15 protein-coding genes are annotated in these 22,534 nt (G+C 28.6%); all 15 read right to left on the bottom strand.

Features of this window, described 5'->3' with window-relative positions; genetic code table 11:
• Window positions 1-61 precede the first annotated feature (61 nt).
• Entirely contained in the window at window positions 62-1,249 is a 1,188-nt protein-coding gene (gene thiI, locus EII29_RS03045) for a tRNA uracil 4-sulfurtransferase ThiI (protein WP_125236072.1), read from the bottom strand.
• 383 nt (window positions 1,250-1,632) lie between these two features.
• On the bottom strand, window positions 1,633-2,781 hold the full coding sequence (locus EII29_RS03050; RefSeq protein ID WP_125236073.1) for a cysteine desulfurase family protein: 1,149 nt from the start codon (window positions 2,779-2,781) through the stop codon (window positions 1,633-1,635).
• A gap of 245 nt (window positions 2,782-3,026) precedes the next feature.
• The gene (locus EII29_RS03055; RefSeq protein WP_148096401.1) at window positions 3,027-3,728 is read right to left on the bottom strand and encodes a hypothetical protein; all 702 of its coding nucleotides are present in this window, start codon (window positions 3,726-3,728) and stop codon (window positions 3,027-3,029) included.
• An 893-nt stretch (window positions 3,729-4,621) separates the two neighbouring features.
• Window positions 4,622-6,022: a VWA domain-containing protein gene (locus tag EII29_RS03060; protein ID WP_125236075.1), complete on the bottom strand. Its 1,401-nt coding sequence runs from the start codon at window positions 6,020-6,022 to the stop codon at window positions 4,622-4,624.
• A gap of 39 nt (window positions 6,023-6,061) precedes the next feature.
• On the bottom strand, window positions 6,062-7,651 hold the full coding sequence (locus tag EII29_RS03065; RefSeq protein ID WP_125236076.1) for a glycoside hydrolase family 57 protein: 1,590 nt from the start codon (window positions 7,649-7,651) through the stop codon (window positions 6,062-6,064).
• Between the two features lie 694 nt (window positions 7,652-8,345).
• Complete coding sequence (locus EII29_RS03070) at window positions 8,346-10,565, bottom strand: patatin-like phospholipase family protein (RefSeq protein WP_125236077.1); 2,220 nt, start codon at window positions 10,563-10,565, stop codon at window positions 8,346-8,348.
• A gap of 17 nt (window positions 10,566-10,582) precedes the next feature.
• Window positions 10,583-11,281 (bottom strand): YjjG family noncanonical pyrimidine nucleotidase, encoded by a 699-nt coding sequence (locus tag EII29_RS03075; protein ID WP_125236078.1) that lies wholly within the window; start codon window positions 11,279-11,281, stop codon window positions 10,583-10,585.
• Between the two features lie 118 nt (window positions 11,282-11,399).
• Window positions 11,400-12,044, bottom strand: coding sequence for a thiol peroxidase (gene tpx, locus EII29_RS03080; RefSeq protein ID WP_125236079.1), 645 nt, complete (start codon window positions 12,042-12,044; stop codon window positions 11,400-11,402).
• 107 nt (window positions 12,045-12,151) lie between these two features.
• Window positions 12,152-13,882: a DEAD/DEAH box helicase gene (locus EII29_RS03085; protein WP_125236080.1), complete on the bottom strand. Its 1,731-nt coding sequence runs from the start codon at window positions 13,880-13,882 to the stop codon at window positions 12,152-12,154.
• A 1,115-nt stretch (window positions 13,883-14,997) separates the two neighbouring features.
• Entirely contained in the window at window positions 14,998-15,801 is an 804-nt protein-coding gene (gene proC / locus EII29_RS03090; protein WP_125236081.1) for a pyrroline-5-carboxylate reductase, read from the bottom strand.
• 639 nt (window positions 15,802-16,440) lie between these two features.
• Complete coding sequence (locus EII29_RS03095; protein ID WP_125236082.1) at window positions 16,441-17,697, bottom strand: glutamate-5-semialdehyde dehydrogenase; 1,257 nt, start codon at window positions 17,695-17,697, stop codon at window positions 16,441-16,443.
• Window positions 17,698-17,895: 198 nt separating this feature from the next.
• The gene (locus tag EII29_RS03100; RefSeq protein WP_125236083.1) at window positions 17,896-18,219 is read right to left on the bottom strand and encodes a hypothetical protein; all 324 of its coding nucleotides are present in this window, start codon (window positions 18,217-18,219) and stop codon (window positions 17,896-17,898) included.
• A 340-nt stretch (window positions 18,220-18,559) separates the two neighbouring features.
• On the bottom strand, window positions 18,560-19,702 hold the full coding sequence (gene proB, locus EII29_RS03105; RefSeq protein ID WP_125236084.1) for a glutamate 5-kinase: 1,143 nt from the start codon (window positions 19,700-19,702) through the stop codon (window positions 18,560-18,562).
• A 23-nt stretch (window positions 19,703-19,725) separates the two neighbouring features.
• The gene (locus EII29_RS03110; RefSeq protein ID WP_125236085.1) at window positions 19,726-21,174 is read right to left on the bottom strand and encodes an alpha-amylase; all 1,449 of its coding nucleotides are present in this window, start codon (window positions 21,172-21,174) and stop codon (window positions 19,726-19,728) included.
• A gap of 104 nt (window positions 21,175-21,278) precedes the next feature.
• Window positions 21,279-22,022 carry a 3-deoxy-manno-octulosonate cytidylyltransferase gene (kdsB, locus tag EII29_RS03115; protein WP_125236086.1) on the bottom strand — a complete coding sequence of 248 codons (744 nt, stop codon included), beginning with the start codon at window positions 22,020-22,022 and terminating at the stop codon, window positions 21,279-21,281.
• Between the last annotated feature and the right edge of the window lie 512 nt (window positions 22,023-22,534).

The raw sequence follows: 22,534 nt of genomic DNA on the forward strand, positions 1-22,534 counted from the left end.
TCGGCAAAATTTGAGTTGAATTATTTTTTGTGAAGCTTTTTCCAAAAAAGACGAAAAAAATCTATTCTATATTAAAAAATTCTCGCTCATTAAATACTTCCTCAAGAATTTCGTTATAATTTTCTATTTTTTTTTCTTCAAAAATTATATCTTCCAATTTAGGATTCGTAGCGGGATGTTTCGGAGCAAATATAACACAGGAATCTTCATGGGGTTCTATTGATTTTTCATAAGTTCCTATTTCCTTTGCCATTTCTATTATTTCTGTTTTATCCATTCCAATAAGAGGCCTTAATACAGGAACTTTTTCTACTGAAGCGTTTGTACAAGTAAGTCCCCCTAAAGTCTGGGAAGCCACTTGTCCTAAACTTTCTCCGGTAATCAGTGCCTGATACTGCATATTATGTGACAACTTTTCTGCCAACTTCATCATTGCTCTTCTTGTCAATATCGTAGCAAATTCTTTTCTTGTCTTACTGTTTATTTCTTCTTGAATTTTTAGTATGTTTATTATGTAAAGTCTGCTTTTCCCTGTATAAATTGATAATATCTCAGTCAATTCCTTTATTTTTTCAAGGGCTTTCCTGCTTGTAAAAGGAAAACTGTGAAATGTTACAAAATTTATTCTCATTCCTCGTTTTGCCATCATAAATGATGCTACAGGACTGTCAATTCCCCCTGAAAGGAGAACAAGCCCTTTCCCTGTCGAACCTATAGGAAGTCCTCCATAAGTTTTTATTTTTTCAGTATAAATATATACACTTTTTCTTATTTCAACATTTATAAGTATATCGGGATCTTTCATTTTTACTTTTTCAAAAGGACTGTTTATAAGTATATGAGCTCCCAGTTCCTTTGCATAATCCATAGATTTTTTTTCAAATCCTTTATTACTTCTGTTTACAGCTACTTTAAAATTTCTTGCTCCGTATTCATAGGCATAATTTGCCACTTCCAGAATTTTTTCCTTTATTATTGTATCATCTCTTTCAATTTTAATTGACTGATTCAGTCCTATAATTCCAAAAATTTTCTTTAATTTTTCTGTAATTTTATCCATATCTTCATTTTTTATATCTATATATAATTTGGATAAATCTTCGTTCAACTTAAATTCATATCCATCTAATGTTTTATTTATAGTACTTCTTAATATTTTTTCAAATTGTCCTCTATTTTTTCCTTTTAAAGATAATTCTCCATATGACAGACCTATACAATTTAAAAGGGCTGTATTCATATAATTCATTTTATATTTCCTTTCTTTCAACGATTTCTTTTATTTTTCAGATTATTCAACCGAAATTTTGATTAATTGTCTAAATATGGAATAAATATTCTTAATTCTTCCGTTCCTTAATATAGCAAACAAAACTGAATCCATAATAAATTTAACACTTAAAAATATTAATTCCATATTCATGATTTTAATTTTTTTACTGTATTTCTTTATTTTCTTCAAATATTTATTTTTCAAATACTTAAAATTTTTATCAAAATATAATATAAAAGCTTTTTGTTTAGACTGAATAAATTTAATATTATTATTCATATTGTTTATTATATAATAAATATTTTTCAGTTTAAGGATTTTACTGTCAGCAATATAAATTTATGAAAATTATATATTGATTATCTCATTTTTCTTATTTTTTCAACACTATTTTTCAAAACTTCCACTACCTTATTAATTTCATCTGAAGTATTTCCCCATGAAAAACTGAATCTTAACGCTCCCTCAAGTTCTTCATTACTAAGTCCCATAGCTGTCAGTACTTTACTGTTCCCTTTTTTGGAAGAACAGGCAGAACCTGTAGAAACATAAATTTCATTCATTCCTAAAAAATGAGTAAGCACTTCCCCTTTCACCCCTTTAAATGATACATTCAGAACTTTCGGACTGGATTTTTCAGCATTAAGTAGAGAATTTATTCTGATATCATTTATATTTTTTCCTATTTTTTCCGCAAGTTCTATTTTAAGCTTCTGCATATGTTCCATATCTTTTTTATAGTTCATATCAACTAATTCGACTGCTTTTGCAAATGCAGTTATTAATTCTGCAGGCATTGTTCTTTTCACAATTCCGTTTTCGGAGTTTGAACCGTAAATTACATTTGCCGTCTTTACTTCGTTTGCAATATAAATTGCACCTATCCCTTTAGGAGCATAGATTTTATGTCCACTGACAGTTACTGCATCTACCGGAATTTTATCGAACTTTATATTTGTACATCCTAATCCCTGTACAAAATCAGTATGAAAATAAATATCTTTATTCTTTTTCTTAATTATTTCAGCTATTTTTCCTATATCCTGTATTGTTCCCGTTTCGCTATTTACTCCTCCCACGGAAACTAAAAGAGTGTCTTCCCTTAAAATATTTTTGAGTTGTTCCATATCTATAAATCCGTCTTTATCCACGTTAAGAAAATCCACTTCAAATCCTTCAGTTTCATAATGTCTGAACGTTTCATATACTGAAGGATGTTCAATTTTTGTTGTAATCAGATGTTTCTTTTTTTGAGAATTCGCCTTTATAATTCCCTGTATTATGAGGTTATTACCGTCTGAACCTCCGGCTGTAAAATATATTCTTGAAAAGTCCAATCCTAAAAAATTTCCTACTGTTTTTCTTGCTTCTTTTATTTTTATAAATATTCCATGAGAAAATTCATGAATTGCATCGGGATTGGCATAATTTTTTTCCATTACTTCCGTCATTGCTTCTATTACTTCTCTTTTCGGTTTTGTGCTGGCAGCATTATCTAAATATATCATATCTTTTCCTTTTTCTTAATTTATTTTTTATTTTAAATAATTCTTTAGCCTTCATTTTTATTTCTTTCAGCTTTATTAATTTCTATTTCTCCCAAAAATAAATTTTACTTATTTGTTTCATATTATAACACGAATTTCAAGAATTTTTATACTTTAATTTTGAAATTTGAAAAGAGCTGTTTCATAGATTAATATATCAGGAAATATCATATAAATACTTTATTATTTATCTATTATAATTTTAATTATTTTTCTATTAAAATCATATCTTTTAATATATCTTCTAATTCTTTCATATCTGTTTTTGACATATATTTATTTTGATATATACTTTCTTTAAAAAAGTCTATAGCCAAACACATTGGATGTATAATCAAAATTATAAAAACTGTGTATATAAGAAAATATACTATTCCTTTATAATTTTCTAAAAAGATTTCAATTAAATTTAGTATATTATTTTTATTTTCCCATAATATAGAACTTATTATTTTAAAATTTAATCCTTTTATTTTAAATAATATTACTGCATTTATAAAAGTTATTGGAATTATTATTTCCCACTTTATTTTTATATTATATTCTTTTGTTAGCTCTTTTACATAAAGTAAAATTTTTTCATAGCTTTCAGATTTTAAGCTTATTTCATTATTTCGTAAAATTATCTTTAATTTTTTAATTTTATTTTTTCTATAACTATCTTTTTTTTCTTGATATTTTTTTAAGTTTATAACAAAATTATTTACAAGAAAAATTACTGAAATAGTATTTGTTATAATAATTAACGGATATAATATTTCAGTGTTATTTAAATTTATTATTCTCATTTTGATTACTGAATAAATAATAATAAGAAAAAAACTTATTATTCCTGAAAAGTAGAATTCCATAGCTTGCTTTTTTAATTTAGGAATATTTAATAATGAACTAGCTAATATTATTAACATAAAAATGATTAAGTAACTATACTTCAGTTTCAGCATAAATATTGTTTTAAATATAATAATAGGATATATTGAAATAATTATATAAAATAATTTGAAAAAATATTTTTTAAAATTAAAAGTGTCATTTTTTTCTATTAAATAAATAAAAACACTTATTAATAAACAAAAAATTATTATAATATTTATTTTTTCTAAAAAAAGAAGTATAAAGCAAAATAAGTTTAATGCTTTCTCACTATTCCCATAATTCATTTTTCTTAATTTTGTAATAAAAATTTCCCAATATTCATTTTCAAATATTGATAACTTATTATCTTCCGAATTTATTTTAAAACATTTAATAAAAAAATATATAGGCACATATATAAGAAATGTTATAAATGTTAATAGCCTGATTATCATTAAAATTTCTGATATTATTTTATAATTTGTTATTTTTTTTGTTAAAATTAAAATTATATTTGTAAAACTTATAAAATTAATAATAATTATAAAGAATATGAATGATAAAATAAGTAATATTTTTATCATTCTTAGCCGTATTTCTTCATTTTTTATTTTTTTATTAATTTTTTCTTTGTTCTTAGAGCATTTATTTTTTTCTTCACTATATTCTATTAAAATTTTATCAAAAATTGTATATTTATCAAATAACTCATATTTCCATTTTCTTAAAAACATTTTTTATTCTCCTTTTTTATTTAGCACACATTTTACTATTTTTGGTTTCTAAACCCTCTCCAGAAAAAAATAATTTGCTCAATAAAAATCTGACATTTAACCTTTAGGTAGGTTTTTGACTTTTACAGGCAAATTATTAATTTTTAACTTAAAAAATTTAAATTCATAACATTTCCGAATACTTTTTCAATACTACACTATATCCCATTCTTCTAATTTACTTCAGGTAGTATGACATATGCTTCTTCTCCGATTCTTTTTGTATATTCGGCTCTAATTTTTTCCATTTCCATTTCTCTTTTATTTTTCATTTCCCTCTTAATTTCATGAAGCTTGTTATTTCTGTCATTTATTTTTTTAAAAAGTTTTTCCCTTGTAATAGAATCTATCTTACCTGTTCTTTCAAGATATCTGACCATATCTTCGAAAGTAAATGCTTCATGATAAATAAGAAAATCCATACTGTTTGAAATCATCAGATTCCCTTCAAAAGTATGTCTGTTTGAAACTCTCATAATATCAATTGTATCCAAAGATTTCCAGTCGTACTTACTCATAGCAATTTCATGTATTTTCATCAACTCCTTAATAAGAACTTCTCCCGTATCGGCAGTTGCATAATGCCCTCTTCCGGCTTTTGCTATATTTCTCAGATTTAACTCCTGTGAAGGATTGACATTGAATCCTATAATTCCCATAACAGGTTTTACATTCATGCTTTCTATACTTTTTGCCGACTGTACAGGATCACCGTTACATGTTTCAATACCGTCACTTATAATATATAGTATATTCAGATTTTTATTATCCTGAAATTTCTGAAAATCTTCAGCTCCGAGTCTTATAGATTCTCCAATAGGGGTCCATCCTGAAGCGGTAACCGAAGAAAGTTTTTCCTTAATCCCTGATTTGTCAAGTTTTGAAATAGGACTTATAAGTTCCGAACTTTTACAGGATATTTCCTTTTCAGCTACAGTGTTATTTCCTTTATGTCCATATACACGCAACCCTACATTTACATTTTCAGGTAAGGTTTCCAACATTTTATATATAGATTCCTTTGCAATATCCATCATTGTTTTATCTCCAATTTTTTTTACCATGCTACCGCTTGCATCAAGGATTATTTCAATATTGACTTTGATATCCTCAATTAAAGGTACACCTGTAACAGGATTTATACCGTCTTTTTTAAATATAATATATCCATATTCTTTCAGGTCTTTTGCACCTTTATAATCTGCAGCATAAAGATAAAGTAACTGAGTAAATATTTTATCAACTTTTTCATCACTTGCATTTTCTGTTTTTTCAAACTGATCCAAATATTTTTCTATTTCATCAAAATGTTCCGAACGGAATTTATTGTATTCCAAATTTTCTGATGGAGCAAGCAATCCTTTAGGATATTCGGTTATACTCTCATAATCGTATATCGGTAAAGGATGTTCGGAAAAGAGTCCCTTCTTATTTTGCATTTCTTCCTCCGAAAGACTTTTGACAGCTCCGTCATTCTTTTCACCTTTTTCCGTTTCCACTACTTTCTTTCCGCAAGTAATTATACACAATATTAAAAATAAATATATTATAAAATTTAATTTTTTCTGCTTCATATAAAACCTCTCAAAAATGTTTATTTATTTTTCAAAGTTTCAAAGCCAATCTGTCCTGTACATTTTGTATTCTATTTCAGGAAATATATTATCTCTATATTCTATTTCTCTTATCCAACTTTCATCAAGCATTCTATTTTTGAAATCCTCGTATATTTTAAACAGTCGATGTATATGATCACTTATTTTTTTATGAGCATATCCGACCATTGTACCTGTAAACATTATAAATTCCCAACAGGATGTCTGTGCCATTAGAAGTTCTCTCGCAGCCTGATTTAATGCTCTATGTTCCAACTCATTTTCAGGCTCTCTTCCATTTGCAAGCTCTATCATTTTTTTCGCCGCTTTATGTAAATGCCTATAAACATAATCATTTGAGCCGTCCATCCACACATCATAATATCCGTTTGCTCCCCAACTTGACATACTTACATCTACTATCTGATTAGTCGGATATCTTTCAAGATATTGATATGGTGTTATTGTTGAAAAGTTTGATTCGGCAACTGCTCTGAATACCCATTCAAGAAAAATCGGCCCCTCATACCACCAGTGTCCATAAAGTTCCGCATCGTAAGGGGAAACAACAATAGGTTTACGATATTTCATTTTTGAAGCAAGAAATTCTATCTGTTTTGACCTGTTGTGAACAAAATTATATGCATGTTCTTTTGCCTTTCCATAAGCAACATCAGGGTCATAACATGCTTTAAAACTTCCTTTCTTATCTGTAATAGCGTGATATTTTATTCCCATATTTCTTCTTATACCGTCACTGTGAAGATAGGGCTTTACATATTCATAATCAAGTTCATATCCTGCATCTTTATGAAACTCCCTATAAACTCCATCTCCGGGATAACCGATTTCCGAACTCCATACCTGCTCTGAAGATTCCAAATCCCTTGCAAATGCCGCCACTCCGTTTTTTGTATAAACAGGAGAATAAATACCGTAAACGGGTCTCGGATCACTGTGCATTATTCCGTGTGCATCTACAAGAAAATATCTTATTCCATGCTTTTCGAGAAATTTATCCTGTTCCGGATAATATGCACATTCCGCAAGCCAAATACCTTTAGGTTCTCTATTGAAATTTTTTATATAATCTTTTTTTGCCATGTATATTTGTGCATTTACAGCTTCAGGATAATCTTTCATTAGCGGTAAAAATCCATGTGTTGCGGTAACAGGAATTATTTCAAGGTTTCCCTGTTCCTGAAATTTTCTAAATGCCCCTACTAAATCTTTCATATATTTATTTTCATACACAGTTTTCGCTCTTTTATTAAACCATAAGTTATGTTCTGCCACTTTAAGCATATCGGGATATTCTTTCAGTCTTTCTATTTCCAACTCACAAAATTCGATTAATTTACTCATATGAGTAAGGTATCTTTTTCTTAACAAATCATCATTAAGCATATTTACAAGTGTTCCTGACATAGTCATTGTCAAATTCCACGGAATACTGTCTTTTGTCAAACTTTCAAACATTTCCAGAAGAGGAATATATGTTTCAGTAATTGCTTCATATAACCAATCCTCTTCTAAAAATTCTTTGTGCTCGGGATGTCTTACATAAGGCAAATGTGCATGTAAAACAAAACTTAAATATCCATTCATAACTTATAACCTCCATCAAATATTTTAAAATTTTCTTTCATACTTAAAAACACTGTACATTTATTTATACCATATTTTCAGTTTTTTTCAATACCTTAATATAAATAAATCTAATTTTTTTTGATATTTATAATTTTTTATTTTTTTATATTTATATTTTTCTATATTCTTTAATTTATAAATATTCAATAAATTTTTATTTTTTAAAAATTTTAAGTTTATTTCCTATAAACTTTATTTCAGATTTTTCGCCCCCCTTTTTATGAATGAATTTACATTAATTTTAAAATATTTCTTTTCCCTATTTTTTATAAAAAAGTCTTGTAAAAATTTCTCAAAAACTCTTTTTTAAACTTTTTTGTAAAAAAGCATGTGCTAAAAAACTTTACAACTCAAATTTTACTATATTACTATAAAAACTTTTTTACTACATTCACTATTGGATTTTTCATTTTACGAAATTTGAATATTAAAATTCCGCTTAATCCTTAATTTCATACTTCCATTATCTACTATCTTTTTGACATTCAAAATTTTTCTGAAAAAATTTGAAATTATGCTGAACAGAAAAATTAATGTCTGAACAAAGTAAGTTTTCAGTTTTTCAAGCATAATAAATTATTTTTGAGGAACAAAAAAATTCCAATCGATAGCAAGAATGTGAAGGCATCGATAAACCCTCGCATAAAAACTGTTAGTTTCTTTCAAATCCTTTAGGCTCGTATCCGAAATTGAAAAAATATCTGAAATGTTCTCCGGGAGTTTTAGCTACTCCCAAATACCAAGGTCCTAAAGGTGTCTTTATGCCTATTCCTAAACTATAACTCTGTTTCTTTCTTTTTCTGAAAGAAAAACTTTTATCGGATATATTTGCATGAGCGAAAGATGCATCTGCATAAATAAACTTTGAAATATTATACTGGAATTTTATTTTTCCTCTAAATATACTGTTTCCTTCTATTTTATCAGGAGGTAATCCCAGAAATTCCATTGAATAGTCGGACGTTCTTATGCCTCCAAGTTTAGGACCATATGTCTCAGGAATTTTATCTCCCTTAGATGATACATACAATACGCTTGGAGTTACAGTAACCTTTTCCGAAACCGGTATATTTATTTCCCCTTCTGTATAAACCGAATTGAACTCAGTATCTTTTGATTTTGAAAAGACGTAAGCAGCTGTAAAATATACTCCTTTTGTCGTAAATATTATTGAATCTCTCGTATCATAAGTAAATAGAGCTTCATAATAAGGAAATTTTACTTTCCTGTTTCTATTTTCATCCATATGTTTCCCTACAGCAGATATCTGATATCCCCCGCTTATTAAGAAAAGCATATCTTTTTTTATTTCAAAACCTATTCCTCCACTGAACTTTAATTTTCTATTTTCATATTCAAAGTTTCTTCCACCGTAATGCTGATTTTTTATAATATCTTTTTTATGTTCAAATTTCGTAAGTAAGAGTATTTTAGATTCTTTTCCTATAAATGCAGACAATGCTCCATTCAGGCTATATTCATTATTTACAATGGTATTTAATGAATAAACGACATTGACATTATTAATAATTTTATTCCCTTGTGCTCCTATACCTAAAGTTGCCAGATTTTCATTGTTTACATTACCTGATACAGTTAGATAATCTGAGGGTTTCTCCTGTACTGTTAACTTTAGTGTATCACCTTTTACTTCATAATATGCTGTAGTGAAATTTCCATTTTGATATATTTTATTTACTATACTTTCCATTGATTTTCTATTTAATTTTTGGGGTAAAGCAGGTAAAAATTTTTCAAAATACTCTTTTTTATATTTTCTGTTTCCTGCTATTTCGATATTTTTTATTTCATATTCTTCTTTCCAACTGTTTCTAAATTCTCTTCTCTGATTTTCCAATTTTTCAAACATAGCAGAATTGCTCAGTTTTCTTATAGTTTCAATATTTTCACGGGCAACTTTTTCACCTAACGCTATAATTTCCTTAACTTTACTGAAATCTGAAGAATCTATTTTTTCAAGTTCAGGTGCCATATATAAATCAAGCATTCTTTTCTGCCTTTCGACTTCCTGTCTTCCCGCGATAGTGGCACTATCTGAAATGACATCTATAAGATTCAGTTTCATTTCATCTCTTTTTGTAAACCCTTCCCCTACATTTATACCTATTGTATAGTCCGCTCCCAGTACTTTGACATCCTGAACCGGTAAATTTCTGACTATCCCTCCGTCTACATAAAGTCTGTTTCCATCCCTTATGGGTGCAAAAATTGTAGGTAAAGACAAACTTGACCTTATTACTGTAGCAATAGAACCTTTATCCAGCATTACTCCTTCTCCTGTTTCCAAGTCTGTGGCAACAGCAGCAAATTTTCTTGGAAACTTACGAAAATCATTTATATCCGTGACCCCATAAAATATACCGTTCAGCTGCTCACTTGCAGTTTTTCCTCCTACTGCTCCTGACGGTAGTTTAGGTGCAAACTTTTCTATCGGAAGCACTGCCGAATTTCTGTCCTCTATTAAATTTCTTAAAGCTCCTTTATCTTTTCTTTCAATTTTATCACTGAAAAGGGAAAACCAATCCATTTCAATAGCTATTTTTTCTATTTCTTCAGGTGTATAACCTATACTATACATTCCTCCTATAATACTCCCCATACTTGTCCCTGTAACATACTGAATCGGTACTTTTTCTTCTTCAAGTACCTTTAAAACACCGATATGAGCAAGTCCTTTAGCTGTGCCTCCACTAAGTACAAGACCGATATTTTTATTTTCCTTATTTTCAATATTTTCTACATTTTCCGTTTCCAATTTTTCATTTTTTCCCCGGTTTATTTTATCATATTCTGAAAATCCTAAGTTTGCTGTTAAAGTAAATAAAAAAGTTATAAATAATATTTTTTTCATATTTAATCAGTCCTTTTTTACAGAATATTATACAATTCCTCCAATTTTTCAACTGTATATTTCGGCTCAATATTTTTTTCCTTTTCTTTGTTCTTCAGATTGACCCAACATGTATCAATGCCGAAATTAATCCCTCCCTGTATATCTGCTGTAAGTGAATCGCCTATCATTATAACATCATCTTTATTTTTATGTTCCAATTCTTTCAAAGCATATTCAAAAATTCCCGCATAGGGTTTACTTATTCCTATGTCATCTGAAACTATTATTTTATTTATATATTTTCCAACTTTTGAATTTTCTACTCTTGAATACTGAACTTCTTTCATTCCATTAGTTACAACAGCTATTTTATATTTTTCATTAAGATATTTACACAGTTTTTCGCTTTCATCAAATAAGAAAGTCCCTTCACTCAGCCTTTTTAAATATTGCTTACTGAAATCCGCGGCATTATAGCTCAATCCCACTTTCTCAAACAGTATTTCAAACCTTTTTATCTTCAATTCGTCACTTTTTACAGTTCCTTTTTCAAGCTCTTTCCATAATATTCCATTTATAATTTTATATTCTTTTTTCATCTCTTCATATTTTTGCTGATTTCGTTCATGATCAAAATATCTGAAATCTTCAAATACTTTTTTTATAGCATATTCTTCAGCTTGGGCATAGTCAAATAGTGTATCGTCAATATCTATTAATATTACTCTGTACATTTTATCCTCTTTCTATTTTTTTTAATCAAATTTCTAAAAATTTTTACGAAACATCTGCTATATATTATTACTTTATACTCTGTTTTTTAATAAGATTTTTTCAAATTACTTATCCCAATTATCTTTTTAATATTTTTTCTTCTAAAAAATTCAATGCCTTTTGTACATCGGCTTCGCTTCCTTCTTCCTTTACATACTCAACATATTTCACTATATTATTTTCATCTACAATAATTAAAGCTCTCGTGAGTAACCCTGCTTCTTTTATCAACAGACCGTTCTGAATTCCGAATTGATGATATTTATAGTCGGAAACGGGTTTAAGACTGTTTATATTATTACTTGAACAGAATCTTTCCTGTGCAAACGGAGTATCTACCGTTATTGAATAAAATCTCACATTGGGAAACTTCTCAGCTGCGGTATTCAATATTTTTGTCTGTATGGAACATACTTTTGTATCGAGAGATGGTGCGGTATATATGACTTTAATTGCTTTTTCCTCAAATATATTTTTATCTTCCAGTTTTGAATTTATAGTCAAAGGAACTGTTTTTAAAGTATCTCCCGCTTTTGTCTCTTTTCCTACAATTGTGACAGGTTTTCCATCCATTGTTATTTTTAAACTATTTTCTTCTTTCAGAGTATCCAAATATTTGACAAATCCGTTATTTTCATCACTTGAACTTTTCACTTTTCCTTTTTCATGCCTGCAAGATACTGTTACCATTATTATAAACATTATCATTAAAATTCTTTTCATTCTGCTTTCCTCTTTTCTTACTTTAACTTTTTTTACCTATAAAAGAAAATCTCAATAAATTTTTTTAAAAAATTATATTGAGCTTTCTTAATCATTATATTTTAAAACTATTTACTTTTTTTCTTCTTTGAAGAACTCTTTTCAGACTTTTTGGTTTTCTCTTTAGATTTTGAAGTTGTCTTTTTATCCTTAGATTTTTTGTCAGTTTCTTTTCCTGATTTTTTTCTTCCTTTTGAACGATTTCCGGATTTCTTACTGTCGGATTTTCCTGAAGACTGACCTCCTGTAGCTTTTTCAACTAAAGGTTTGGAATCCTTTTTAGAATTTAAAGCTCTTATTATATACTCGGCTTCCTGTAAAGGAACTGTTATAAAGGAGTATTTATCCATAATTTTAATATCTTTTACTTTTCTTCCCGGTGTTTTTGCTTTTTTGTTTAATAAATCAAGCAACCTTCCAGGATTATACCCGTCCTTACTTCCAAGTGCTATAAACAGTCTTGTCTTATCTTCTATTTTTACTTTTACATCCTCTATTTCACTATAACTTTCAGGTAAAAACTCATCTTCATATACATGTCTCAAAATAGAAGCCAATACCTGTTTCGGCTCTCTTCCTTCTATTAATTTATCTGCAAGAGCCTCATAACTTACATAATCCTCTTCTTTTATAATTTCATCTATATATGCAATCAGAGCTTCCTTTTTTGCATTCAGGATTTCTTTTACGTTAGGTATGCTTTCTCTTTTTATGTCGGTTTTCGTAACTCTTTTAATTTGTGAAAGTTTACTTGCTTCCCTTGGAGTAACAAAAGTAATGGCTATTCCTTTATGTCCCGCTCTTCCTGTTCTCCCTATTCTATGAACATAAGATTCCGCTTCTTGAGGGATTGAATAGTTTATAACATGGGTAAGATTACTTACATCTATTCCCCTTGCTGCAACATCTGTAGCTACAAGTATTGTCAGTATTTTTTTCTTAAACAGATCAAGAGCTTTTTGTCTTAATCCTTGTGTTATATCCCCATGAATACATTCAGCATCATAATTTCTTGCTTTTAATTTATTCGTAACTTCGTCCACTTCGGATTTTGTACGACAGAAAACTATTCCGTAGAAATTTTGCTCGTAATCCAGAACACGGCATAATGCTTCAAATTTATCTTCCTGTTTTACTTCATAATATATCTGCTCTGTCAAATCAGTAGTCAGCTCTTCTTTTTTTACCTTCAGCAACTTATAATCCGACATAAATTTTTTAGCTATGCTTAATATAGTTTTTGGTATAGTCGCCGAGAAGAAAAGCATTTTTTTTTCGTCATTAGTTTCCTCGAGAATAAGTTCTATATCTTCAATAAATCCCATATTCAGCATTTCATCAGCTTCATCTAAGACAAAATAATCAAGATTGTTTACTTTCAAAACTTTCTTTCTCATAAGATCCATAACTCTTCCCGGTGTACCTACTACTATATCCACTCCTGATTTAAGTTTTTTTATCTGATTTTCAATTGACGCTCCTCCGTATACCGCTAAAACTTTTATATCCTTTTTACCTTTTAAAGAATATATTTCATCAGCTACCTGATTTGCCAACTCTCTTGTAGGGGCAAGTATAAGTGCCTTTACAGTTTTATCAGGTTCAAGAGTCTCCAATATAGGTATACTGAATGCTGCAGTTTTACCGGTTCCTGTCTGAGCTTGCCCTATTAAGTGAGTTCTTTCTTTCAATAATTCCGGTATTACAAGTTTTTGTATATCGCTCGGTTCTTCAAATCCTTTTTTTTCCAATGCATCAAGTACTTCTCTACTCAATCCATAATCTTCAAATTTTTGCATTTACTTTTTTACCTTCTTTCCTTTTTTCAATTCTAATATTTAATATTTTTCATTTTACTAAATAACTTATTAATATGTTTCTTATCATATTATCTTATTTTTTTGATATAATAGATACAAATTATTATAACATATTTTTATCATTTATGCTTGGAAATTTTTTACTGTAAATCTTCAGTAAAAATCGTAATTTATGTTACAATATTTGAAATATATAAATTATGGAGTATTTTATTGAAAAAATGTTTTATATTTTTACTTTATTCTTACTTTTAAACTTTTCTTCAATTACCAACTACCTGAAATTTAGAAAGTTATAACTAATTTAAAAAATTTGATTTCAGGATTTTACTGTCACCTAAAAACTTTTAAATACAATATTATAAGTATATTTGAAGCTTTCCCTTTTATTTTCCAATTAAACGTAGGAAATTAACTATCCTTTTATAATACACATACCGGAAGAATTAATATTTACGAATTTTTCTCAAACATACTGAAAAAATTTTATAATAATTGAATCGAATAAAAAAGGGAAAGTTCAATAAATTAGTAGAATTATCAAGCATCATCTTCAAAATTCTTTTTGAATTATTTTGACAGTACTGCTGACTATTATATTTCTGAAAAACGTTTTGAAATATTTGCTACTGATGTAAAAAAATAAATCAGATTGACTATAAAATTATTTCTTTCCCTCCTGACCCAAGAAGAATTTATTATATAAAAAAAATTAGTGATATTGAAATTGTATAATCAAACAATGATAAATTTAAAAAACTTCACTTTACGGCTAAAATTGAAAATGGAAAAGTTATTGTTTACAGTAACGGACATTTTTTCTTTTCATATTACAAAAACGAAAATTCCCTATTTTGGAAAACCCGTCAGAAAAGCTGAAAAATCCTTATAAATACAGAACTGTAACAATTTGAATATTATTCTAACAATTAACCTAATAGTGTAAAGAAATATCGGATTTCGAAAAATTGACTCACTGCCAAGAGTGAAGACAAGCTTTTTTTCCCCATACACATCTATACAATCTAATTAAAAATCAAAAAAATCGGAATTTTTTCTTTATTAGAAAACATTCCGATTATATTATAAAATTACTATTTTTCACTCATTTTCTTTGATTTTTTCACACAGGCATTTACAGCATTTATTACTGTTCCCCTGAAATTACCGTTTTCCAGAACTTTTACCGCTTCTATGGTTGTTCCTCCCGGAGATGTTACTTCATCTTTCAGTACACCCGGATGTTTCTCACTTTGAAGAAGCATTTGAGCAGAACCTTTCACAGTCTGAGCCACTATTTCATAAGTCATATTTCTCGGAATGCCTTCAAGAACACCGGCGTCACTAAGAGCTTCCATAAACATATAAACATATGCAGGCAAAGAACCGCTTATTCCTGTAAAAGCATGTATAAGTTTTTCGTCAAGTTCAACACTTTTTCCAAAGCTGTTTAATAATCTGAATATCATTTTTTTTTCATTTTCATTTATATTTTTATTGAATACTACTGCAGTCATTCCTTCCAGTACCTGTGCAGGAGTATTCGGCATGGTTCTTACTATTTTTTTATTTGCTCCGATTATATTTTCCACATAATTTATACTTATTCCTGCTGCAATTGTGACTATAATTTTATCTTTTTCTATACTGTCTTTTATTTTTTCCAGAACTTCAGCATAAATATCGGGCTTTACAGATAAAATTATTACATCACTGTTTTCAGTTACTTCTTTTTCATTATGTAAAACATTTATACCGTAATTTTTAGATAATTCCTCTGATTTTTTCATATTTATATCATATACACTTATTTTATTTTCCGAAACTGAATTTGATGTTATTAATCCTTTTATTATGGAATTTCCCATATTTCCAATACCTATAAATCCTATTTTCATTTTTACTCCTTTTATTTTAAAAAATTATTTTAAAACAACTTTTCCAATTATTTGAATTATAGTTGTAATAAATGGTAAAAGAAAAACAATTCTAAAAATGAAAAATATATTTTTGTACCTGAAATATTAAAATCATTTTTTACCGGTATTTTCTGATTTTGTAAATATTTTTCAAATTCAATTATCTTCTCTCTCAAATATATCCTATTTCCTATTGAAGGTCTTATATTTGAGTGAGTATTCCTGTTCTTCCTTTTTCAAATAAATTTTATTTCTATAATTATATTCCACTTTGCAGCCTTTTACTTTAATTCCTTTATTATTAAAATATGAAACTCCATCTTCTACTTTTACTTTTTTTTGTATTATACAGTAAATTATCCAAAAAATTATCAAGAGTAACATTTCTATTAAAAATACGGTATTTCCTATCCTTTCCTTATTTAAAAAATTCAATATTGAAAAAACTGTATGAAAATAACACTACATATAAAAATATCTTTAGTTCTATAGGAAATTTTTTGAATACAAATCCTTTTATTTTTATATTATTATATTCTTTCATACTTTCTACTTAATAATCTTATTCTCTCTTTTTCTTTTTTATCTAAATTCATTTTCTAATTTATAGAAATACTGTTATTTTCTTATTTGTCCGTTTCCTCTTATAATATACTTCGTAGTTGTTAATTCTCTAACTCCCATTGGACCTCTAGCGTGAAGCTTTTGAGTTGAAATACCTATTTCTCCTCCGAATCCGAATTCTCCCCCATCGGAAAATCTCGTAGAGACATTTACGTAAACTGCAGCAGAATCCACTTCATTTAAAAACTTCTCTGCATTATTTATAGATTGGGTTATTATAGAGTCAGAATGTCCTGTGCTATGACTATTTATATATTCTATAGCTTCATTTATATCGTTTACCAATTTCAGAGACATAACCATATCAAGATACTCAGCTCCGAAATCCTCTTCTTCTGCAAGTTTTATATCATTTTTATTTCTTATAATTTCAAGTGCTTCTTTGCTGTATCTTAGTTCCACGCCTTTTTCCAAAAGTATTTCCGTAACTTCAGGCAACACTTTATCAGCAATATTCTTATGAATTAATACAGTTTCTATAGAATTACACGTACTCGGTCTTTGAGTTTTAGCATTTTCAATGATTGGAGAAACAATATCCTTTTCAGCACTTTCATCTACGAATATGTGACATACCCCCGCCCCTGTTTCAATTACCGGAACTGTAGCATTTTCAATGATAAATTTTTTCAGTCCTTTTCCCCCTCTCGGTATAAGGACATTTATATATTCATTGAGTCTAACCATTTCATTCACAAACTTTCTATCTGTATCTTCTATCAATTGAACGGAATTTTCAGGAAGTCCCGCTTTTAGCCCGACTTCATTGAATAAATTACTCAAATAAATATTAGAATTTATAGCATTGGCTGAACCTCTCAAAATCACAGCATTAGATGATTTTATTGCCAATCCTGCAGAATCAACGGTCACATTGGGTCTTGATTCATATATTATCCCTATCACTCCTAAAGGAACTCTCTTTTTTTCAATAGTCATACCGTTTTTATGTTTCCATCCTTCAAGAATTTCTCCTATAGGGTCATTAAATGCAGCTATTTCAATTAAACTTTGTGCCATAGCTTCTATTCTATCGTCTGTCAGTTCAAGTCTATCAAGAAGTGCAAAGGAAAGTCCCTCTTTTTTTCCTTTTTCCAAATCTTCTCTGTTTGCTTTTTTTATTTCTTCTTTTTTATTAATAAGCTCCGCAGCTATCATTGTCAAAACCCTGTTTTTTGTTTCCGTATTCAAGGTAAGAAGTTTTTTTGAAGCTTCTTTGGCTCTTTTTCCCATTTCTTCTATATAATTCATATTTTCTCCCTGTTGATCTTATTAAATAATATTAAATAAAGGGGACTCAAAAAAGGAAAACATTTTAACCTATAAAAAATATCTTTAGACATTTTACTGAAAACATCAAAATTATCAGTACTGAGAAAATATATATTCTTTATATTTACCGTGTTTTCGTCTTATGACACAACCCTTTTTTCTTTAAAACTGTTTTTATTATATATTACTGAAATTTACTTTTATTTTTATTTCTCTTTCTTTTTTTCTAATGAATTCCATTGCCACTCTCTTAGGAAAATTAAATAAAAATTCTACTGTTCCTCCATTTTTTATTTTTTCCATAATTTTCAGATAATTCGTTTTTACAAAATCTTGCCGAAACAACTCAAATCCTTTTTTCGGATATCCCCCAGCAACTTGACTTTTCCAAGTATCATTATTTTTATACCATATTGCCATAAATTGATTCGGATAATATGCATGGGGAATGAAAAAATAATCCGTTTTTCCATAAAGTACTTTTTCTCCGTTCTTCCCCAAAGAAAACATCCTCATAATAATATATTGAGGGATACAACTTTATAAGCATGTAAGTCATTACAAATGCAAAAAATGCAATTCCTAAAGTCAGCACTAAACAAATGATAATATATTATTACTCCGCTTCTTTCAAACCCTCTTTCAAAATTTCCTATTAAAGAAAGCAACTGCATTAATTAAAAAAAGGTAAATATATAAAATAACCTATAGTTGTTATTTTCAGGCTCATATTCATCCCCACTTTTTTCTTTACATTCTCATTATTACTCATTTTTATCATTCCGTTCTATATTTTATTTATTGTAAATTTTAACTTATTTTATCTATTTTTGCAATTAATTTATTTCTGCAAAATTGTCAGATTGTCAATATGTACCGCTTCATCAGCATATTTATGTCCTAATATATTTTCTATATCTTCACTGTGTCTACCTTTTATAAGGTTAATTTCTTCAGAAGAATAATTTGAAATTCCCATAGCGATAACTTCACCTTTCAGATTTTCTATTTTAGTAACAGCACCTTTACTAAATATACCCTCTATAGATTTTACCCCTACAGGCAAAAGACTTTTTCCTTTGTATAATGCTTTTTCCGCTCCCTCATCTATTGTCAAAACTCCTTTTTTATTAGTTCCGTAAGCAAGCCAGTATTTTTTTGAACTTATTTTTTTATGTTTTTTCACAAAAAGAGTTCCTATGTTTTCTTTTTCTACTATTCTCGTAATATTTTCAGGATCATCCCCGCTTGCGATTATTAAATGTGTACCGATTTTTGTAGCCATTTCCGCAGCAATTATTTTAGTTACCATTCCTCCTGTGCCAAACTTTGTCCCTTCCCCTCCTGCATTCTTTTTTATATCTTCATTTATATTTCCTACAATTTCTATAAGATTTGCATCTTTATATTTTTGAGGATTTTTATTGTAAAGTCCTTGAACATCAGACAAAATAATTAATAAATCCGCATCTATAAGTCCTGCTACAAGAGCCGAAAGCGTATCATTATCTCCCACTTTTATTTCATCTGAAACTACCGCATCATTTTCATTTACGACAGGTATTATTTTATTACTTAGAAGAGTATTGCATACATTTCTTGCATTCAGATATCTTCTCCTGTCGGAAAAATCTCCCTTTGTCAAAAGAAGCTGACCTATAATTTTATTATGCTCCTGAAAAAGCACCTGATAAAGATGAGTCAAAGCTACCTGTCCGACTGAAGCAAGTGCCTGTTTTTCCGACAATGTTTTAGGGCGCTCACTCATATTAAGTTTTCCCATTCCTGCTCCTATTGCCCCTGATGTCACAAGAACGATATCGTATCCTTTATCAGATAAATTACTTAGTTCAAGGACTATTTTTTTTATTTTTTCTCCATCCAGATTTCCGTCTTCTTTTGTCAAAGTCGATGTTCCTACTTTTACTACTATTTTCTGTATATTTCTTAATATTTCTTCTCTTATATTTTGTTCTTTTTTCATTTTTTCCCTTACTTTCCTTATAATTATTCTCCTTCAGGAATCCAAACTGAAATTTTCCCTGCCTGTACACCGAATATTGCAAATCCGTTTTCATCAACAATAATATTTTCAAATCCGCTTCCTGTGATTTCTTTCCATATCTGACCCGTTCTGTTTTTCCCCACTTCTATTATTTTTTCTCCACTGACATCATTTGACAGAACTGCTACACATCCACTGTTTCTGTCATTTTCTCTGCCTGTTCTATAAAATGCTATAATATTTGGAAAATCAAAATAATTGAATTGAGTTCCATAAGCATAATTTTTCCTTACATACAAAAGCTGATCTATTATCCATTTATGTTCACTTTCATTCCCGCCAACACCGTAATAATCGCCATAAAATAGACAAGGATATCCTTTTTCCGATAAAAGTATTATTGCATAAGCATGAGGTTTAAACCAACTTTCTATTTGGGATTCCAATGCACTTCCTTTCTGTGAATCATGATTATCCACAAAAGAGACTGCTTGCATGGAATCTGATATTAAAATTGTATTATCCAGTATTGTTCTTAAATCAAAACTTTTACCTTTTACAGAAGCTTCGTGAAAGTTAAAATGAAGTCCCACATCAAATAAATCTGTTTTGTAATCTAAACTTTCCAAATATTCTTTTAGTATTTCGAGATTATCTTTCCAATATTCTCCCACTGAATAAAATTCCTCTCCATAAACGCTTCTTATTTCTCCGAGAAAATCTTTAACAAATTCTTCACTTATATGTTTGACCGCATCCATTCTAAATCCGTCAAGCTTCAATTCATTTATAACCCATTTACCCCAGTTTATAACTTCTTTTTTCACTTCAGGATGAGCATAGTTCACATCAGCATTCATAAGATAGTCATAATTTCCCATTTCAGTATCTACACCTTTATCCCAGTCTTTGTTTTCTCCTAATATTTTATAAATGGCATTTTTCCCGTTCCTATTATTAAAATCTACTCCTGTAAAAAAATTATAATTCCATTTAAAATCCGAGTATCTGTTATTCCTTCCGGGAAATGTGAATTTTGTCCATCCTTCTATTTCATAAGGTTCTGATATCACTTTTGTTCTATCTGAGGAATCTACTTCGACTGCCTGAAATTTTTCAGTTTCATCTGCACCTGCCTTATGATTCAGAACAACATCGAGATATACATTTATACCGTATTTATGAAGTTCTTCTATAGCTTCTGTAAGTTCCTGTTTTGTCCCATATTTTGTTCTTATCGTCCCTTTCTGTTCAAACTCTCCCAAATCCCATAAATCATAAGCTCCATATCCTACATCCATAGAGGATGTTCCTTTATATGCCGGAGGAATCCAAACAGCGGAAACTCCTACTTCACTTAAATGTGTAGCATCATCTTTAAGTCTTTTCCAGTGTTTTCCATCATCAGGTAAATTCCATTCAAAATATTGAATCATTACACCGTTTTCCATCAGTTCTTCCTTTCTATTTCTTTTTTTAATATTTTTATACAAAAATTCTGGAAAATTTTATTACTTAAAAACTAAGAACCTTCGTTCATTATTTCCTTAATCTTTTAAAGAGTAATCTTTTTTTTATTTATGTATTCTATAACTTCGATTAAATCCTCAGGTGTATCCACTCCTATGACCTCCGAAACTGTTTCAAGTACTTTTATATTATATCCGTTTTCCATAAATTTCAGCTGTTCAAGAGATTCCACTTTTTCCAAAATTCCTTCTTTTAAATTTTTCAATTCTTTTAAAAATTTGAGTGTATACCCGTATATTCCTATATGTCTGTAATATTTAAAATCTTTCACCGCATATCTTTCATAAGGAATTAACGACCTGCTGAAATACAAAGCATTGTCATTAAAGTCTGTTATCACTTTTACTATATTCGGGTTTGAAATATCCTCCCCTGCCTGAAACTCCTTTTTCAATGTTATAATTTCGGATTTTTCTTTCCTGTAGTTGTTTGCAATGAGATTAATTGATTCAATATCTATAAGAGGCTCATCTCCTTGTATGTTTATTGCAAAATCATACTTTGCATAATCAGGATTATTTATAACTTCAGTTATTCTTGAAGTACCGTTTTCGTGCTCTGATGAGGTCATAATTACTTTCCCGCCGAATTTTTCCACAGTTTCAAATATTCTTTTATCATCTGTTGCTACGATTAATGTGTCAATATCAGCTTTTTCAGCTCTTTTATAAACCCATTCTATCATAGGATGTCCGTTTATATTTTTTAGCGGTTTCCCTTCAAATCTCGTAGAAGCGTATCTCGAAGGAATTACTCCTAATATTTTCATATATTTCTCCTTTAATTAATATTCTTTATTTTTCTAATTTAATATAAAATTCAATAATACCCGTCATTTTGACTTTTTTAATATTTACAAATAATAATTATACAATTTTTCCGTTTTCCAAATATAACTTAAACGTTAAAATTTCCTTTTTATGAAAAAAACAGAAATTCAATTCAGCATTATATCTATATACAAATCATTGAAATTTTATGCTCTCTCTTTCCTATCTGAAAATAAAATAATCGACCTGAGTGTAGTAATTTTTAATCTTTGATATATTCTATATATTCTAAAAGTAAAATATTTATTTCTTATAACGAAAATTTTAGTTTCTTTATATTTTTAATTTGTGTATTTTTATTATATCATTTTATTAATTGATATGGAACTGATAAATAATATAAAATAAAGTTAATTATAAATATTTATAGTAAAATAGATAAATCCTTTACGATAAGAAAAAATCGGTTCTGTCACATTTAAATATGAAATTTAAAAAATTAAAATTATTT

Origin of the sequence: Leptotrichia sp. OH3620_COT-345 (assembly GCF_003932895.1) — a bacterium.
GTDB lineage: Bacteria > Fusobacteriota > Fusobacteriia > Fusobacteriales > Leptotrichiaceae > Pseudoleptotrichia.